The 18,572-nt window shown below is 36.0% G+C and carries 22 protein-coding genes; 7 read left to right on the forward strand and 15 right to left on the reverse strand.

Features of this window, described 5'->3' with window-relative positions; genetic code table 11:
- Window positions 1-75 precede the first annotated feature (75 nt).
- From trpD to trpA, 5 genes are read left to right on the forward strand one after another with little or no spacing between them, the layout of a single operon-like run.
- Window positions 76-1,101, forward strand: coding sequence for an anthranilate phosphoribosyltransferase (gene trpD, locus GA0061074_RS03970; RefSeq protein WP_092462070.1), 1,026 nt, complete (start codon window positions 76-78; stop codon window positions 1,099-1,101).
- A complete protein-coding gene (gene trpC / locus GA0061074_RS03975; RefSeq protein ID WP_092462072.1) occupies window positions 1,098-1,883 on the forward strand; it encodes an indole-3-glycerol phosphate synthase TrpC in 786 nt (261 codons plus the stop codon). The genes trpD and trpC overlap by 4 nt, the downstream gene beginning before the upstream one ends.
- Entirely contained in the window at window positions 1,880-2,482 is a 603-nt protein-coding gene (locus GA0061074_RS03980) for a phosphoribosylanthranilate isomerase (RefSeq protein WP_092462074.1), read from the forward strand. The genes trpC and GA0061074_RS03980 overlap by 4 nt, the downstream gene beginning before the upstream one ends.
- Complete coding sequence (gene trpB, locus GA0061074_RS03985; RefSeq protein ID WP_167550163.1) at window positions 2,463-3,674, forward strand: tryptophan synthase subunit beta; 1,212 nt, start codon at window positions 2,463-2,465, stop codon at window positions 3,672-3,674. The genes GA0061074_RS03980 and trpB overlap by 20 nt, the downstream gene beginning before the upstream one ends.
- Window positions 3,667-4,449, forward strand: coding sequence for a tryptophan synthase subunit alpha (gene trpA / locus GA0061074_RS03990; RefSeq protein ID WP_092462247.1), 783 nt, complete (start codon window positions 3,667-3,669; stop codon window positions 4,447-4,449). Before trpB ends, trpA begins: the two co-directional genes overlap by 8 nt.
- Before the next feature lie 100 nt (window positions 4,450-4,549).
- On the opposite strand, the gene GA0061074_RS03995 is transcribed toward trpA, so the two are convergent.
- Genes GA0061074_RS03995 through GA0061074_RS04015 form a run of 5 tightly spaced genes read right to left on the reverse strand, consistent with a single transcriptional unit; the run spans window position 4,550 to window position 8,439 of the window.
- Entirely contained in the window at window positions 4,550-4,837 is a 288-nt protein-coding gene (locus GA0061074_RS03995; protein WP_092462078.1) for a PTS sugar transporter subunit IIB, read from the reverse strand.
- 38 nt (window positions 4,838-4,875) lie between these two features.
- Window positions 4,876-6,213, reverse strand: a complete 1,338-nt coding sequence (locus GA0061074_RS04000) for a PTS galactitol transporter subunit IIC (RefSeq protein WP_092462080.1) — start codon at window positions 6,211-6,213, stop codon at window positions 4,876-4,878.
- 13 nt (window positions 6,214-6,226) lie between these two features.
- A complete protein-coding gene (locus GA0061074_RS04005) occupies window positions 6,227-6,676 on the reverse strand; it encodes a PTS sugar transporter subunit IIA (protein WP_092462082.1) in 450 nt (149 codons plus the stop codon).
- On the reverse strand, window positions 6,663-7,052 hold the full coding sequence (locus GA0061074_RS04010) for a PTS sugar transporter subunit IIA (RefSeq protein WP_159426650.1): 390 nt from the start codon (window positions 7,050-7,052) through the stop codon (window positions 6,663-6,665). Before GA0061074_RS04010 ends, GA0061074_RS04005 begins: the two co-directional genes overlap by 14 nt.
- Window positions 7,045-8,439, reverse strand: coding sequence for a BglG family transcription antiterminator (locus GA0061074_RS04015; RefSeq protein ID WP_092462086.1), 1,395 nt, complete (start codon window positions 8,437-8,439; stop codon window positions 7,045-7,047). Before GA0061074_RS04015 ends, GA0061074_RS04010 begins: the two co-directional genes overlap by 8 nt.
- Window positions 8,440-8,606: 167 nt before the next feature.
- Here GA0061074_RS04015 and GA0061074_RS04020 point away from each other — a divergent pair, with 167 nt between their 5' ends.
- A complete protein-coding gene (locus GA0061074_RS04020) occupies window positions 8,607-9,065 on the forward strand; it encodes a PASTA domain-containing protein (RefSeq protein WP_092462088.1) in 459 nt (152 codons plus the stop codon).
- A 93-nt stretch (window positions 9,066-9,158) separates the two neighbouring features.
- On the opposite strand, the gene GA0061074_RS04025 is transcribed toward GA0061074_RS04020, so the two are convergent.
- The 6 genes from GA0061074_RS04025 to GA0061074_RS04050 form a co-directional block, all read right to left on the reverse strand.
- A complete protein-coding gene (locus tag GA0061074_RS04025) occupies window positions 9,159-10,049 on the reverse strand; it encodes an aldo/keto reductase (RefSeq protein ID WP_092462090.1) in 891 nt (296 codons plus the stop codon).
- Between the two features lie 102 nt (window positions 10,050-10,151).
- A complete protein-coding gene (locus GA0061074_RS04030) occupies window positions 10,152-10,655 on the reverse strand; it encodes a methylated-DNA--[protein]-cysteine S-methyltransferase (protein ID WP_092462092.1) in 504 nt (167 codons plus the stop codon).
- 23 nt (window positions 10,656-10,678) lie between these two features.
- Window positions 10,679-11,386, reverse strand: coding sequence for a competence protein ComK (locus tag GA0061074_RS04035; protein WP_092462094.1), 708 nt, complete (start codon window positions 11,384-11,386; stop codon window positions 10,679-10,681).
- A 23-nt stretch (window positions 11,387-11,409) separates the two neighbouring features.
- Window positions 11,410-11,907, reverse strand: coding sequence for a hypothetical protein (locus tag GA0061074_RS04040; RefSeq protein WP_092462096.1), 498 nt, complete (start codon window positions 11,905-11,907; stop codon window positions 11,410-11,412).
- 231 nt (window positions 11,908-12,138) lie between these two features.
- On the reverse strand, window positions 12,139-12,567 hold the full coding sequence (locus GA0061074_RS04045; RefSeq protein WP_092462098.1) for an OsmC family protein: 429 nt from the start codon (window positions 12,565-12,567) through the stop codon (window positions 12,139-12,141).
- Between the two features lie 130 nt (window positions 12,568-12,697).
- Window positions 12,698-13,570, reverse strand: a complete 873-nt coding sequence (locus tag GA0061074_RS04050; protein WP_092462100.1) for a phosphate ABC transporter substrate-binding protein PstS family protein — start codon at window positions 13,568-13,570, stop codon at window positions 12,698-12,700.
- Between the two features lie 268 nt (window positions 13,571-13,838).
- Here GA0061074_RS04050 and GA0061074_RS04055 point away from each other — a divergent pair, with 268 nt between their 5' ends.
- The gene (locus GA0061074_RS04055) at window positions 13,839-14,381 is read left to right on the forward strand and encodes a nucleoside 2-deoxyribosyltransferase (protein ID WP_092462102.1); all 543 of its coding nucleotides are present in this window, start codon (window positions 13,839-13,841) and stop codon (window positions 14,379-14,381) included.
- 43 nt (window positions 14,382-14,424) lie between these two features.
- On the opposite strand, the gene GA0061074_RS04060 is transcribed toward GA0061074_RS04055, so the two are convergent.
- From GA0061074_RS04060 to GA0061074_RS04075, 4 genes are all read right to left on the reverse strand, one after another.
- Entirely contained in the window at window positions 14,425-15,159 is a 735-nt protein-coding gene (locus GA0061074_RS04060; RefSeq protein WP_092462104.1) for a GntR family transcriptional regulator, read from the reverse strand.
- Window positions 15,160-15,244: 85 nt separating this feature from the next.
- Complete coding sequence (locus GA0061074_RS04065; RefSeq protein ID WP_092462106.1) at window positions 15,245-16,678, reverse strand: 6-phospho-beta-glucosidase; 1,434 nt, start codon at window positions 16,676-16,678, stop codon at window positions 15,245-15,247.
- Window positions 16,679-16,697: 19 nt separating this feature from the next.
- Complete coding sequence (gene celB, locus GA0061074_RS04070) at window positions 16,698-18,050, reverse strand: PTS cellobiose transporter subunit IIC (protein WP_092462108.1); 1,353 nt, start codon at window positions 18,048-18,050, stop codon at window positions 16,698-16,700.
- An 18-nt stretch (window positions 18,051-18,068) separates the two neighbouring features.
- Entirely contained in the window at window positions 18,069-18,560 is a 492-nt protein-coding gene (locus GA0061074_RS04075) for a hypothetical protein (RefSeq protein ID WP_092462110.1), read from the reverse strand.
- Window positions 18,561-18,572: the final 12 nt, after the last annotated feature.

Genomic DNA, 18,572 nt, shown 5'->3' on the forward strand with positions numbered 1-18,572 from the left:
AAACGATGGCAAATTAACAAATAACTTTTTTAAAAATCAACAATAAGCATTATAGCTCACAGAAAGGAATTTATTATGATTAAAGAAAGCACGCAAAAATTAGTTAACCAAAAAGATTTAACTATTTCAGAAATACAATTTGTTTTTGATGAAATTATGAATGGTAATACTTCGGAAATTGAAACAGCCGGTTTCTTAACTGCATTAGCAGCGAAAAAACCAACTATTGAAGAAATTACCGGCGCAGCAACATATATGCAAAAACATGCAGAAGCATTTCCAAAAGTAGATGATGTTTTAGAAATCGTTGGTACTGGTGGTGACCATGCTAATACCTTTAATATCTCAACAATAAGTGTCATTGTTGCAGCAGGAACTGGTACAAAAGTAGTAAAACATGGTAATCGTGCTGCTTCCTCTAAAAGTGGTGCTGCAGATTTGATTGAAGGATTAGGCTTAATCCTTAATACTAGTCCCGCTAAAAGCTTTGAATGCCTGCACAAAAATAATATGGCCTTCTTGTTTGCTCAAGAATATCATAAGTCTATGAAAAACGTGGCCAATGTTAGAAAGCAACTCGGCTTTCGCACAATTTTTAACATTCTCGGACCCTTACTTAACCCAGCTCACCCAGCCTTTCAATTGCTAGGTGTATATGATGAAACTTTACTAGAACCCCTCGCAAACGTTCTTTTAAATCTTGGTGTAGAAAATGCCATGGTCGTCCATGGGCATGATGGACTGGATGAAATTTCAACTACTGGTGAAACATCAGTTATCGAACTCCATGATAAACAATTATCACAATACATTTTGACGCCTGAACAATTTAATTTACACCGTAGTCAACCAAGTGATTTAGTTGGTGGTACACCAGAACAAAACGTTCAAATTACCTATGATATTTTAAATGGCACCCAAGGGCCCCAGCGTGATATTGTTCTTTTAAATACTGGTGCCGCCTTACATCTAGCTCATCCAGAATTAAGTATTCAAGATGGTATCAACCTTGCAGCACAAACAATCGATGATGGTAAGGCTCGTAATGAACTTGATAAACTCATTGCATTTGCAAATAGTGAAGGAGGCGTAGTCGCATGATTTTAAATGATTTGGTATCTGCTACACAAAAAAGACTAGCTCAACATCAAGCACACTTATCTTTAAATGACTTAAAGCAAATCGTTGCCAAAATGCCTCACAATACGCGGCCTGATTTTCTTGCCATTCTAAAAGAACCAGGCTTACATATCATTGCCGAAGTCAAGCAAGCGTCGCCTTCAAAAGGAGTAATTGTCAATGACTTTCCCTATTTAGACATTGCAAAATCCTACGAAAAAGCTGATGCTGATGCAATTTCAATTTTGACTGAACCAACTTACTTTAAAGGACACCTTAGTTATTTAAAGGATATTAGCGAGGCTGTATCAACACCTATTCTTCGTAAAGATTTTACAATTGATCCTTATATGATATATGAAACCAAAGCAAATGGTGCCAATATTATTTTGTTAATTGTCGCTATTTTAGATAATGATCAGTTAAAAACATATCGAAATTTAGCTGAATCACTTGGCATGCAGGCAATTGTTGAAGCTCATACAGCAAGTGAAGTTTCACGTGCCTTGGCATCTGGGGCTAAAATTATTGGCATTAATAATCGGAATTTAAAAAATTTCCATGTTAATTTTAATAATAGTTTACGTTTGCGAGCTATGATACCTGCTGATATTCCTGTTGTTGCTGAAAGTGGCATTCATAGTAAAGAAGACGTCGCAATGTTAGCCAATGCTAATTTTAATGCTGTTTTGATAGGTGAATCATTGATGCGTTCAAAGCAAAAAGCAACGCTCATTCAGGATTTTAAGGAGGTTTCATTATAGTACAAGTTAAAATTTGCGGTTTGATGACACCAAATGATGCCTTAATTGTCAATGCTGCCCATGCAGATTTTGCCGGTTTTGTCTTTGCACCAAGTCGTCATCAAATTTCGCCAGCAACTGCACTACTTTTAAAACAGATTTTATTACCAGAAATCTCAACTGTTGGCGTATTCGTAAACGAATCGATTGATGAAATTTTAAACATTTTTAAAATGGGGCTGATTGATGTTGTCCAGCTTCATAGAAAAAGTAACGTTACTGAAATTGCAACATTACAAAAAATGGGACTTAAAGTTATTCAGGGAGTGGATGAGCAATCGACAACCTTTAATACAAATGCTGATTATATTCTATTTGATAGAAGTCGTGGTAGTGGTAAAAAAATTGATTTAACTTACCTGCCTCACCCCAATCAACCGTTCATGTTAGCTGGCGGATTAACACCGGACAATGTTTATCAAATTGTTAAAACTATGTCCCCAACAATTGTTGACGTGTCTAGTGGCGTCGAAACAAATCAGATTAAAAATAAACAAAAAATATGTCAATTTATAAAAAATGCAAAAGGAGCCACTTACAATGAACAATTCATCCAATGAAACAAAACAATCTGGTCGCTATGGTACTGGTTTTGGTGGCCAATATATTCCTGAAACTCTAATGGCTGAGCTGGATAAGGTGACCCAAAAATTCAATGAACTTAAAAACAATCAACAATTCTTAACTGAATTTCACGATTTACTTAATAATTATGCTAACCGCCCATCTTTACTCTACTACGCTAAAAACATGACTAAAGATCTAGGAGGTGCCAAAATTTATCTAAAACGTGAAGATTTGAATCATACGGGTGCTCATAAAATCAATAATGTCATCGGACAAGCACTTGTTGCTAAATATCTAGGAAAAAAGCGATTAATTGCTGAAACAGGTGCTGGTCAACATGGTGTCGCAACCGCAACAATTGCTGCTTTGTTAGGCATGTCTTGTGAAATCTTTATGGGAAAGGAAGATACTGATCGCCAAAAATTAAATGTTTACCGTATGGAACTATTAGGGGCAAAAGTCCACGCTGTGACCAGTGGCTCACAAGTACTAAAAGATGCCGTGAACGCAACGTTACAAGAATGGGCTAGTCGGTGTGAAGACACTTTCTATGTGATGGGATCAGCAGTTGGTCCTGCACCTTTTCCTGAAATGGTTAAATATTTCCAAAGTGTTATTTCACAAGAATCTAAGCAGCAACTACAAGAACAAGAACACAAACTACCTGACATGGTTGTTGCCTGTGTTGGTGGTGGTAGTAATGCTATCGGTAGTTTTGCTAATTATATTGATAATCCAAGCGTTAAATTAGTAGGCGTTGAGGCAGCTGGTAAAGGTATTGATACTGACTTAACTGCCGCTACGGTTGAACGTGGTTCAGTTGGTATTTTTCATGGTATGAAATCATTATTTATGCAAAATAGTGATGGCCAAATTGATCCGGTTTATTCAATTTCAGCTGGTCTTGATTATCCTGGTATCGGTCCTGAACACGCTGCTTTAGCAGAAGCAAATCGTGCTGAATATGTTGGTATTACAGATGATGAATCAGTCCAAGCTTTTGAGTACATTGCAAAACAAGAAGGAATTATTGCAGCTATTGAAAGTTGTCATGCGATTGCCTATATTGAAAAAATTGCCCCCAAAATGGCTAAAGATCAAATTATTATTTGTACACTATCTGGCCGAGGGGATAAAGATGTTGCAAGTATTGCAAAATACAAAGGAGTTAATATCTATGAATAAATTAAGTCATATTTTTAAAAACCATAAAGTTTTCATTCCATTCGTTGTTGCGAATGATCCTGACTTTGATACCACCGTTGCTAATATACTTGCTCTTGCTAATGGGGGTGCTGACATTGTAGAAATTGGTATTCCTTTTTCTGATCCAGTTGCTGATGGTCCAGTTATCCAAGCAGCTAACTTACGCGCTTTTAAAGCAGATGTTCACACAAAAACTGTTTTTGATATTGTCACGGCTGCCCGTAAAGAAACCAATGTTCCTATCGTATTACTAACCTATTTAAATATTCCGTTTAAATATGGCTATGAGGCATTTTTAAAAAAATGTGCCGAACTTAAAATTGATGGTTTGGTAATTCCTGATTTACCATATGAAAGTCGCGATGAAATTGTTCCAACTGCCACAAAACATAATGTCGCTATTATTCCACTAATCACGCCGACATCAGATAAACGGATTGAAAAAATAGCCAAAAGTGCTACTGGTTTTATCTACGTTGTATCATCACTTGGCATTACTGGTAAGCGTGATACTTTTTATCAAGGCCTAGAAGAATTAATAACAACTATTCGTCAATACACAACTGTTCCTACTGCAATCGGCTTTGGTATTCACACCCCACAGCAAGCGCATGAATTTGCCAAAATAGCTGATGGTATTATTATTGGTAGTGCCATTGTTGACATTGTGGCAGAAAAACAACAAGATGCACCTGGAGCAATTGAAAGTTTTACAAAATCTGTCAATCAAGCACTCCATGCAACAACTGCTTAACTTAACTAGTCAAGTAAATTATTATAATATTGCAATTAAAAAGAACAGCTAATAAAAATTTTTCTTAGCTGTTCTTTTATTTATATAAATAATTAGTTTTTTATAATTGTGCTTCAATTTCATCAAATACTTTCTGAACACCAACGCCAGTTAACAAGGCAACCCCGTTGATAACCTTATCTTTAATTGCACTTGGTACCATCGTCGTTGAAACAACAATATCATAATCCCCATTTTCGATTGCACTAACTTCATCAGCAATCTTTGATTGCAAGAACTTTACTTGATCAGTCTTACCTACTGATTCTAGATAATCTTTAATCTTTCCTGTTGCAACAGTTGATGTTGCGATTCCAGTTCCACATACTACCATTAATGACTTTACCATGATTTATATCTCCCTCTTTTTTATAGATAAACGACAATTTACTCTGATACTGACTCATCTGACTTCTTAAACTTGTTTAGCCAAATCATTAGTCCTAACACAATGACAAATACAATTGCCATACCAGTCCAAGACATCAACTTTCCCATACCAACAATTAGTAGGGTTGTCCAAGCACCACCGTCTGACAAGACAGAAATTGATGTTGCACCGTTCATTGCAAAATGAGCTGACTTGGCAGCACTAGTTAGCAAAGGTGCAATCCATGATGCAAGGTACAACGATACTGCCAAGTCAATAATACCACCGACAACGATTCGGAACACGTTACCACCAAAGACAGCAGCCATAACGGCTAGCATAAATGGAATAGTTGCCAAATCACCGAATGGCAAAACACGGTTACCTGGTAAGATAACAGCGATCAATAGTGATACTGGTACCAAAATCAATGATGCTGACAAAACAGCTTCTTGACCAACAGCCAACGCTGAATCCATTCCAATGTATAAGTTACGACCAGGGAATTTCTTTTGAACCATTGTATTAGCTGCTTCAGATATTGGTGACAATCCTTCCATCAAGATTGCAACCATTCGTGGCATCAAAATCAAAACGGCCGAAGTTGTAATTCCTAAATTCAAAATCTTTGTCAAATCATACTGTGCTAAAGCACCAATCACAATTCCAATAATTAATCCCATCACGGCTGAATCACCAAAGACACCCAGCTTCTTTTGAATTGTTTCAGGCGTCCAATGGATATTTTTCACACCTGGAATACGATCTAATACCCAATTAATTGGTAAAGCTAACACGAATCCCGGCGCTGAAGCTCCTTGTGGGAATGAAATACCTTCCAACCCGTAATGCTTTTGAATCGTTGGTGCAGCAAGATCAGCCAAGAAATAAATCCACATCGCATGGACAATCATCGTAAACAAACCTAACCCAAAATTATTAGTTGCTGCATAAACCAATGACCCTGAAAAAGCAATATGCCAATAGTTCCATAAGTCGACATCCAATGTCTTTGTTAAACCAATAACCAACAAGATAACGTTTAAGGCTACCCCAATTGGAATCGCTAAACTACCCAGCGTAGTACCATACGAAATAGCTGACGCTGCAGGCCAACCGACATCAATTGAATTTAATGACAAACCAAAGTTTTTGACCATTGCTTGCGCAGCCGGTCCCAAATTGTCAGTTAGTAATCCAATAATTAGATTTAATCCCGTAAATCCAATTCCAACCATCAGTGCGGCTTTAAATGCCTTACCGGGTTTAATACGTAAAGCTAATCCAAAAATAAATAGTAGTAGTGGCAAAAATACTGTCGGACCAGCATCTAATAACCAATTAATTACTGCCATGATTTTATCCCCTTTATTCTATTCCTGCATCTTTTAAAATTTGAACAATATTATCTTCATCCGTTGCTACTAATAATTGCTGAATTTTATTCTCATCTTGAATTAAAGTAACCAATGTTTGTAACATATCTAACTGCGAATGAGCTTCCTTCAAGGCCAACATAAAAATAAATTTGACTTGAATCTTCACCCCATCACCCATTTGTAAAAATGATACCGGCTCACGCAAGCGCATAAACGCAATTTGATCATAATTAACATGTTCGGCGTCAGTGTGAGGCATTGCAATACCGATATTCTCAGTTGCTAATCCGGTAGGAAAATCAACCTCTCGTTGCAACAACGCAGGTTTATAAGATTCTTTAACTGCACCACTTTTTAATAAATGTTCCGCCATTATCCCCAAAGCCTCTTGATCACTATCTGCTGGTTCATCAAGTAAAATAACTTTATCCGATAGCATAATTTTTCACCTCCCCTATAAGTTTTTCAAAATCTTGTTGTGATGAAGCTTTTCGTAATTTTTCTAACGATTGTTCCACAAGCAGTCCCTTTAAAATCGCAATTAATTGTTCATCTGGTTGGTTACTATCAATAACTAAAACCAACATAAACGATTGCTTATTTGTAATTAAAAATAAACCTTGTTTTATAATATTTGGCATTTCAACATGCGGCATACTAATATCCGGTGCAATCATCGTGCTACCTAGATTTTCACGATTAAGAATGTTTTGCTGTACCTGTATTACATTTAACTGAAAACGCTCTGCTATTAATTGTGACAATGTCTGCGTGTCAGGAATTTTAGATACCGATAAAAATTCTAATTTAACCATATAATAATTCCTCAACACGACGCCGATCTCCTTCATTAAACAATGCACTCACCTGAATGACTGGGGATGCAGGTTGAAAATGGATGGCAACCGTTGAAATAACTAAATCAACTTGTTCAAATTGCTTTAAATTCATCTCGTATTCACGTGATGAAATGGTGCCAACAATTTCAAAATCTGGAAAAGCGCGTCGTACCCGTGTTTGTAATAATTGTGCTGTTCCAACACCTGTTGAACACATTAACAATACACGTTTTCGAATACTAGCCTCTTCTAAGGCGCGTACAACATATAATGTTAAAAATCCAACTTCATCGTCTGAAACATTATAAATTGTGGTAGCTAATATTGTTTTTATCTGCGTAAATGTTTCTTCATAACTGAATTGGATATCATTCAACAACGGATTAACAATCAGCATATCCTCTTTCAGACGATGAATCATTGGGCGCACATGGCCAATCAAAGCGTTTTTCAAATTTTCAATATTAACATGTTTCGGTAATGATAATTCATCAACCAAATAAGTTACTAACCTGTGTGCTTCTCCTTCCTGACTGTCATCCAATGTTCGATCATAACGTAATCCAACTAAGTATAAGACAAGATTATTCACTTCCTCCGGATTAATAACAGCATGCGTATATTCGCTAATATTATTAATTACCTGACGAGCAACACGTAATAATAATTCGTCATAATGAACGTTTGTCTTTGTCGTTACAATTGACTCGCTATTATGTTGGCGCACTCTATCTAACATAATGTAGAGATGTGAAAAAATGTTAACAGTATATGGATCTAATATCTCAACGTCCAATTCCTTTTCAATCAACGTCATTTGTGAACTAATAAAAGTCTGATCTTTTTTAGTTATATCTGGAAAAATCCCTGCCAAGCCTTCTACAACTTGTTGTGTAACTGTATTTTCTAACAAAAAATAGTTCAATGCTTTACGCACTTGTGCTTCTGTTCCAACCACTTTTGCATTACCAGCAGATCGATCAATACTGATATGAAATGGTATAAAAAATTCATTTAACGCACTTAAATCACGATGTAAAGTCGACTCAGAAATATACAATTTTTCTAACAAACGCCACCGATTTAATCCGTGAGGAAATGAATGAAGTAAATTAATTGCTAAATCAATTTGACGTTGCTCATCTTGTTCCGTGGTTGACGTTGATATTTTATTATCTATCAAACGATAACCCCGACCTCTTTGTGATTCAACAAGCATATCATCTTTATTAAGCTTATTAATTGCTCGATAAACTGTCTTTTTTGACACACCAAAAGTCCGTGAAATGGTCAAAGCATCTACAAAATCAACTTGTTGGCCTAAAAACATCAATATTTTATTATCTAAATTATTGTTGCTCATACTTTCACTTCCTTTCTACATTTATTATTATATCGCTAAAATTTGTAAGCGCTTTCCAATAAAGTGACCATTGCTATGGACAAGTGTCCATACGAACCTTTATCTATCATCTTTCTATTTAATGTTGTAAAATATGGCTAGTCATAGACATATAAAAGGGGTTTAATATGGGAAAGATACAACTTATTGGGAAGGCTGTTAAAATTGCAGCCCCCTTTGTTATCAAAGCTGCACCGGCAGTTATGGAACAAGTTAATAAAATTACTGAACAACAAAAAGAAAAAAAGAAAGACTACATTAAAATACCTGATGTTCTATCACTTCCTGTTGATGAAGCAACTGAAGTATTAACAAAATATCATTTCAACTATTCGCTAATTAAGTTGCCAGCCGATCAAAAGCTTGCTTCAAGGGCTGCTAATACTGTATTAAAAATCACGCCTAAAAGTGGTAGCAATGTTGATCCTAATACATTCGTCAAACTATATTATGCTGATGAAGTAATTGTAAACGAAAGTATTCAAAAACAACATGATATGCTAGCTAAAAAAAGTATGGCAAAGGACAAACGTAAAAAACAGATTAAACATGTTGTTGACAAAGCAAAATCATTTTCAAAACATTAATTACAAAAAAGCTCTCTAGATAAAATTCTAGAGAGCTTTTTTATATAAAAAACGGACTAATACGCCCGTATCAGTCCGTTTAAACTTTAAATTCTAAGCTTTAAATGCTTCATCAATTGCCTTAAATTCCTCATCTGACAACTTAACATCCAATGATTTAGCCAAATCCTTAGCTTGTTCAGCATTACGTGCACCAGGGATAACCAAACCAATGCTTGGATGTGACATGTACCATGCTAAAACAACATGCGTCATTGAAGCATCATGCGTTGCTGCAATTTCTTTTACAACATCAAGACCCTTGATAATTTGATCAAACTTCGCATCATCCAAACGATCAAACTTTTCGCGATCATCAGCACCATAACGACCAGTTAATAGACCTGATTCCAATGGGAAATATGGTACGAACTTAATGTTGTTTTCATCTAAGTAAGCAAAACGTTCTACTTCCTCATCACGATGAGCCAAGCTGTAGTAATCTTCATCAAAATCAACCTTACCAGTAGCATTAGCTTCCTTCAATTGATCAAAGCTAAAGTTTGATACACCAATTGCACGAATCTTACCTGCTTGCTTTAGTTCATCTAATGCTTCAACAGCGGCTAGCTTATCTGAATCATCATCTGGGAAGTGGATAAAGAAGATATCAATATAATCAGTCTTTAAACGCTTCAATGAATCTTCAACTGTTTTAACCAAAAATTCTGGGCTATTGTCAGGTTCCAAATCCTTATCAGGGTTCTGAGCTCCCTTAGTTGCAATAATGATTTTGCTGCGATCGTAATCTTGGATAACATCCCCAATGATTTCCTCTGAACGACCAACACCGTAGATGAATGCCGTATCAATAACGTTGATACCTGCGTCCAATGCGGCACGAACCAAATCATAACCATCTTGCTCATCTAAATTATCAAACAGATTATGTCCACCAACCTTGTTGGTTCCTAACCCTAACTTATTTGCAAATTCTAAAGTCATTTGAATACCCCTCTATTTTTATATTTTTTGTATGAAGCTAATGCCTCATTTCATGTTTATGATAACATACTTTCCTTAAGTTAGTAAAAATTTCTATTTATGTTAAAACGTTGCTTTCTCCAAAGTCAGTAGTGCTCGTTTTCGTTCAAGGCCGGCAGCATAACCAGTTAATGAACCATCACTACCAAGCACACGATGACAAGGAATAAATACAACAAATGTATTTTTACCAACCGCATTTCCCACTGCTCGTGATAATTTATTAGCTTGCGCCTCATCACTAGTAATCATATGACAGATTTGTTTATAAGTTACCGTTTCTCCATATGGTACTTGTTGTAATGCTCGTAATACTTTTTCTTGAAACGCCGTACCATTAAAAAGCATATGCAATTCATCATCATCTGGTTGTTCACCGGCAAAATATGCCGACAACCATTTTTTAGATTTTTGTAATACTGGCGTATCTGCAACAGTTGCTGATGATAAATCATATTTACCACCAAAATGCTTCTGACCATCAAACCAACTTCCCAATAAAAATTGATCATCACTCAACAAGGTCATTTGTCCTAACGGCGTATTAACAGTCTGAACATACTGCATCCTTTACCTATCCCCATTTCTCTTCAGTGTTCCATTAAACGAATGACATAATTAATTTTTTTAATATTAGTCTCCGTCGCTTTAATCATCAAGTCTTCTAAACTTGTCACAACTAACAAATATTGCAATCGCTCTCGATTCAACTGATAAGTAACCCGTGCAGGCCAGTTAACAAACGGTAATAAAATTTTATCAAAATGATCGCCATAACCAAATGCATATTGCGTCATCCATAAACTAACGATCTTGGTTGCTACCAACTGCTTCATAAACTTATCTTTATGTTTGCTTATATTTAAACTAGATCCGTCTTTCATCACAATAGTGGTATGCATCCCCCGTGTCTGGACATCGCTAATATATCTCGCATTAACCCAAGTTGTCGGGCCACTTTTGTAACTAGTAACGGGAATAAAAGCATAGTTTTGCATAATCCAGCTACGCATTTGCCCTACTAAATCCGGTGGTAATAATCGATAATATGCTTCAACTTGTTGTCTTCGCTTAAAAGCGGTTCTTTCTTCCAATTGTGCCAATAGATAGTTTGTTGATACGTTGACGTCCGCAACCATCCCATCAATATAATAAAGTCGTGAAACAGAACGTTGGTAACGATCATGTGCTGCAACTACCATTAATGTCGTTTGTGGACAAATATCCCCCGTCTCAGTAACGGACTGCAGCACCTCTGAGCAATAACCTTTTTCTGATACTGTGACTGTATATGCCATTTTTCTTATTCCTCTATTCAAAATTACGCACAATGATTTTCTTTAATCACCTGCTGTAATAATTTTAAACGGCGGTAATAAGTCATGCGATGAATTTTCAAACGCAGACACCGTTTGGCAACAATATCATCTGGATACATAACAAAATCAGTCATCAACTGCTTTAAGGATTGTCCTTGATCAGCAAGTAACTTATCAAACGTCATTAACAGTTCTAGTTGCGCAAAATTTTGTTCATCACCAATCTCTTCTGGTAGCTCGTTTGTAAACAGATGTTTCGTTTCATAGCGCTTAGCACCACGTTGTAAGTCACGTAATCGCCACAATAACCACTTAAACAAAGCTGGGTTGTCGCGCGTTTGCAACTCTTCGCCAGCTAATAACCGTTTTAACACTAATAATCGTAGTTCTTGTAAATAGTCTTCAAAATTAATGCTGCGCCGATACACACCACCAGCTTTTAAAACACCATAAATCATTAATTCATATTGTTGTAGTTTTGCTGCTAATTCTTTAGTCATTGCAAACTCCTTCGGTCATATTTTTTGTTACCATAACACCAGAATTTGTTTGCATAACCATAGAAATACGTATAACTACCAGAAAGCAAGATTCACCACGTATTACTGCACCATTTCATAAATTTGAATGACCATAATTTTCATTCGTTTTTATTATAAAAAGGGGTAGACAACCAAAACCGTCTTAAACTAGCATGCACATTAAACATAAAATGTCGTTAGCTTTAGCATTTATTCCCAATCCAAAACGGCTTCAATACTGTAGTTATCACTACCACTTAATAGCTGTGAAACACAGCAACGATTCTCTACTTCACTAACTAACGCCCGAGTTTGTGGTAAAGTCTGTCCTGGTACACATACTTGTGCATGAACCAAAAATTCATAGCGTCCCTTCCCCTTTACGTATGAAATTTTTGCATGCGCCTTCGCCTGCTCATTAATATGATGCTCTTTTAAAATCACTTCCATAGTACCAACTAGACAAGTACACAACGACATTCCCAATAGTTGTTCCGGATTTGTACCTGGTTCGTCACTTAAAGGACTGCTTGTTTCTACAGAAATGCCATTTTCAGCATAAGCATGTCCGTTTAATCCTTCTACATTGTAGGTATCAGTCGTATACATCGCTTTATCCCATCGAATATCATTTTTCATCATCATTCCCCCCTGTTTTCATATAAACCATTTGTAACCGCTTTCCATGAATAAAACACGCACCAACACTAACAAAAAAGTGTCATACATTAATTGCATGACACCTAATAAATTTATCTACCAAGTAGGATTACTTTTTAGTAACATCACCATCAGCATTTTTCTTAACTTGCATGTCGCTCATTGGGATATAACCTAATTTTTTAACCGTACTTTTCATCGCATTCGACTTCATAAATTTAATATATTTTGTTGTATTTTTATCTGTTTTCTTTGTGGTATACATATGTTCGTATGCCCAAATTGACCATTTATTTTTTTGAACATTCTTTTCCGTTGGGTGTACTTTATCAATTGAGACAGGTTTTAAGTTTTTAGCCTGACTACCTGACGTATATGAAAATGCTAAGTATGAAATTGCACCAGGTGTGGTCGAGACGATTTTTTGCACAGCACCATTATCATCTTGTTCTTGTGATGTTTTAGCAGTTTTACCATCTAACACTTCTTGTTCAAATGTAAATCGTGTCCCTGATCCTTGTGCACGATTAATCACTGAAATCTTTTGATCTTGACCACCGACTTCTTGCCAATTAGTAATCTTACCTGTGAAAATATCACGCAGTTGATCCATTGATAAATTGGCTACTTTAACATCTGCGTTAACAACTGGTGTGATACCGACAACAGCTACTTTATGATCCTTTAATTTTTTAGCATTAATACCGTCTTTTTGTTCAGCAAAAATATCTGAATTACCAATTGTCACGTTACCTTTACCAACTTGACTTAGTCCGGCACCTGAACCACCACCTTGAACGTTAACCGTTACGCCAGAATTACGATTACTAAATTCTTCAGCAACTTGAGCAGCTAAAGGCTGTAATGCAGTTGACCCAACCGCCGTTACCTGTTTTGTTGAGGCAGCATGAACAGTAGTTCCCACGAACCCACCAGCAGCAATAATACTTGCTGTTCCTACTAACAATAACCCTTTTTTCATCACAAACTCCTTCTATGGTAGTTCTAACATAAAAAACGATAAACAGAATTAACATTGTCCTCAATTAAGACACTTTTATTCTATTAAACATTTGTCATGGTTTAATAGGGAGTTCATGTTAGTTTGGTGTTATTTGTGTAAACATTTGCCTTACAAACTTTTTATTTTGTAAATTTACCAAAAATATCCTAAATTTTTATTTTTCAGCCCCTTTCACGCCACTTGCATGTCATAATAGTATGTATAAATAAATTTTTGGGAGATCTATATGCTTAGTATGAATGAATTGATTCAACAACTACAAGACATCAAAGAGGCTTCATCAGAAGTCACTAAAGTTCCTGGTGCCAAGACAATTTACTTAGGTGCTGGTTGGTTTTCAGAACAACAAATTGATACCTTAATTGCTTCATATAAAGCATTAAATAACAATCCAACAATCAGCTACGTTCACGTACCTTTGCTTAACCAATTTGAAGGTCAAGCCTTTGACGAAAATGGTGATTTTGAACCTGACTTTAAATGGGCTGTTGCAACATACAATGCTGATATCACTGCAATTCAAAATTCCGACGTTACATTAGGTGTTATTACTGCTGGTAATGAAGATAGTGGTACTGCCTTTGAGTTAGGTTACGCCAATGCTCTTGGCCGCCCAACAGTTGCATTTTATGATGGTGACTGGGTTGCAAACCCAATTAACTTGATGCCAGCAATCGGTCCATCATCATATGTTCGTTCAACTGATGAACTAGCTACTTTTGATTTCATGAGTATTGCAACACGTATTTATGACGGTAAGATTATTTAATCAAAAAGAGGACATCGCAATATATATTGCGATATCCTCTTTTTTAAAGCTTTTTAAACATAAATAACTTCGTTAAATTAGCATCATAACTCAACTTCGAAAAAGCAATAAGCTGTCCTGCACTTAAATACGTTTCATCATAAACATTCAATACTGGTGAAGATACATCTTTTTTAAAGAATTCTGCCATTTCATCATTCATTAAATCGGCTTCAATTGTTGAATCTTGAAATCCTAATTTTAAATGATCATCATTTTCTATAAAATTAAATAATGAGCCGTATAAAGCTTTATCGGGTATTTCCGACACATAGTCACGCAAATAATAAGACTGTTCGTAAAGGAATGGTTCATCGTCTGCGTACCGTAAACGTTTAACACTCCACAGTGAAGTTTTTCCATCTAATTTTGTACCTAATGGTAAAAATTCAGCTTGATTCACCGTTAACTCATTAATACTTGCTTTTAACGTTTTTAATTGTCGCCCCTGTCTAGCAATTTCATCCGTCATACCGACAATATTCTGTAATGAAATAGCTTGCCTATCTAACCTCGGTCTTACAAAAGTACCTAATCCATGAGCTTGAAATGTGTAACCCATGTTACTTATTTTTTTTAATGCCTGTCTAAGTGTGTACCTTGTAACCTGATACCTTGCCATTAACTCTGGTTCAGGTGGTAATTTATTGGCTGCGTCCCCAATCGTATTAGCCTGAATTTCGGCAATAATTTTTTTCACTAGCATATCAATGGCTAACGAGCTTGATCTTTGTACCATAATAATTTACCTCTTCTATAAATTAATGATACCAGCCGAACTCTAACGCAAATATCCGTTAATCTTTAGTAAGCCCCTTAATTTATTACGCTAAGTCATCCCCATTTGAACTAATAACTTTTTTGAACCAAGTAAATGAGTCTTTTTTCAAACGTCTCAACGAACCTTCACCAGCATCATTCTTATCAACATAAATCATACCATATCGTTTATCCATTTGACCTGTTCCAGCTGAAACTAAATCAATAACCCCCCATGGTGTATATCCCATTAAATTAACACCATCGATATTAACAGCCTTAGCCATTTGTTCAATATGATCTTTTAAATATGAAATTCGATAATCATCATGAATTTGTCCATTTTCTATCTCATCAAACGCACCCAATCCATTTTCAACAACAAACAAAGGTAAATCATAACGTTCCGTTAACCAATTTAATACATAACGCAATCCAACTGGATCAATCATCCATCCCCAATCCGAAGCTTCCAGAGTAGGGTTAGGTATTTCCGTTTCATCATCACGCGTTGTAAAGTCAGCTGCTTCATTCGTCACTGCCTGAACCACATGGGATGCATAGTATGAAAATCCAATATAATCAACAGTCCCAGCTTTCAGGACATCTAAATCAGCTAATGTAATATCCAAATCATATTGTTGCCGTTCAAAATATTTACGTAACCAAGCAGGATACTTTCCTTTACACTGAACATCTGCATACCAAGTATTAACCTGCATCGAACGTAGTGCTTTCATCATATCATTTGGATTTGGTGATGCTGGATAGGCCGGACCTAAAGCGAACATACCACCAATTTGAAACTTTGCATTAATTTGATGACCAATTTGAACTGCTAAAGCACTGGCAACTACTTCATAGTGACTTGCTTGGTACATGCTACGTTCAATGTTTTCATCCGGTTGTGCCACCAAACCAGAGTTAGTAAACAACGACCAATCATTCAACATTGCTGATTGATTGTTAATCTCATTAAATGTCATCCAATACTTTACTTTATCTTTATAACGTTTAAAAACAACCGTTGCAAATTTTGTAAAGAAATCAATCATCTTACGATTACGCCAACCACCATATTCTGTAACCAAATAATAAGGCATCTCAAAATGTGATAAGGTTACAACTGGCTCAATCCCATATTTCAACAACTCATCAAACAAATCATCATAAAATTGTAATCCTGCTTCATTTGGTTCGTCTTCGTCACCCTTAGGAAAAATACGTGTCCAGGCAATACTTGTCCGAAATGCTTTTAAGCCTAACTCAGCAAATAGCTTAACATCATCTTTATAATGATGATAAAAATCTATTGCATCATGATTTGGATAATTTTCCTCCGGTAGTACTCCATCCGTAATTTTACGGTTGGTTTTATTATTACCAGATGTCATAACATCCGCTATGCTAATACCCTTTCCATCTTCTTGCCAACCACCTTCAAATTGATGTGCTGCAACAGCACCACCCCATAAAAAATCTTTTGAAAATGTACTCATTAATAATTCCTCCAACAATTTAAGAAGCAGATACTGTTTGTTCATCACGAACTAATTTTGCATCATAGAATTTTATAAATGGATACCAAATTACGAATGCAACCAACGCACACACAATTGCTAATACAGCTGCACGCCAATCACCACCTGAACCAACGAAGCCTGACAAGCCCCCAGGTGTTGGCCAAGCAACTTGTGCAATTGGTGGATTAACCATATGCCACTTAATTGAAAAGTAGGCTACAGACATTGAAGCCATTGGTGCTAAGAAAAATGGAATTGCAGTATACGGATTATAAACAATCGGCATACCAAACAAAATTGGTTCGTTAATATTAAAAATTGCTGGTACAACAGCTGCTTTTCCTAGTGCACCTAACTGTGCTGATCGAGCAAAAAAGGCAATGAAAATAACCATTCCTAAAGTGGCACCCGATCCACCAATCGTCACGAATGAATTATTAAATTCACCCGCAAACGGTAGGTTAGCGCCAGTCTGATTAGCAGCCATGTTTGATAACACAATTGGTGTTAAGAACGACGTTACGATAGTTGCACCATGGATACCAACAATCCATAAAGCATGCATTATGAAGTACACTACCAATAAGCCTAACCAAGTATTGGTTAGATTTGTAACGAATGAGAACGGAACAGCAACAATTTTAAAAATATCTGTATTTAGAAATACTAAAATACCATTCACAACAATAACTGTAAGAGCGATTAATGCTGTGGGAATTAAAGCGATAAAAGAATTAATAACACCTACTGGGACAGTTTCAGGCATTTTAATCGTCCAATTCTTCTTAACACAATAAGTGTATATTTTAACCGCTACAATACCCATAATGATTGCAGTAAAAATTCCCGTTGTTCCTAAACGTGTAACACCACCACTCATTTCCCAACCATCAATGATTTTTTGGTCTTTTGAAACAATGTTTATTAATCCCATCGTCCCATCTTTAAATAATAGTTCTGGTACACACATAAAGAAAGCCATCATTGATAGTAATGCACCATTCAATGGATTAACATTTACCTTTTCTTCTTGTGCCTGAATACGTGTATATTCGTATCCAAAAACAATACAAAAATATAGCGCTAAAATTCCCATTGTTGCTGTATTAGCTAACATATATAAATTTGTTATCTTATCGAATGAAACAGACCAAATTCCAGCCAACGCAGGGAAACTCTGTGGTATAACACTAACAATCAAAAACATTGATCCCACAATGGTAAATGGAATTGAGGCCATTCCTGCTGCCATGACACCACGTACAATTCGCATTTGCGCTAATTTACCCATTGGTCCCATCAAATACTTACTTAGAAACTGAAACATCTTGTTATCAGTATTGTCCATAATAAAGTCTCTTTTCTATTATTGTAAACTTGCTTTAAAAGCCTTTAACTGTTGTAGGTAACGATCCTTATCATGACTAATTAGCCATACTCTTCTGTGGATGAACAAGCAAACCATAATGCCAACAAATAATGTTATTAAAATCACCTGTGTACTTTGTTCATTAATAAATGGATAAAACGGATGACTAACCCCCGCCAATGTTGCACCCATTAGAATAACGTTACATAGTAACTGCACCCAATATCCAATACTTGTAATCGACAATGAATTATCAGGATGCCAATATTTACGTGTCTGTTCAATACTAATAATGGTATCTATAACAAGTAAACTTGCTGGTAGCAACCAGTACCAACCTGGTGCACCCATTAGCAAGATAGCCCAATATAAATTAGTAAAAAAGAAACCCGCTGTTACATATCGAAATAATAAAAATCGATTAAAAGACATACTTTGTAAACTTAATTCTTTTTGTCTTTGTTTTCTTTTACTTTGTTCACCTGACATCGTCATCCCCCT

Source organism: Weissella bombi, from assembly GCF_900094835.1.
Lineage (GTDB): Bacteria > Bacillota > Bacilli > Lactobacillales > Lactobacillaceae > Weissella > Weissella bombi.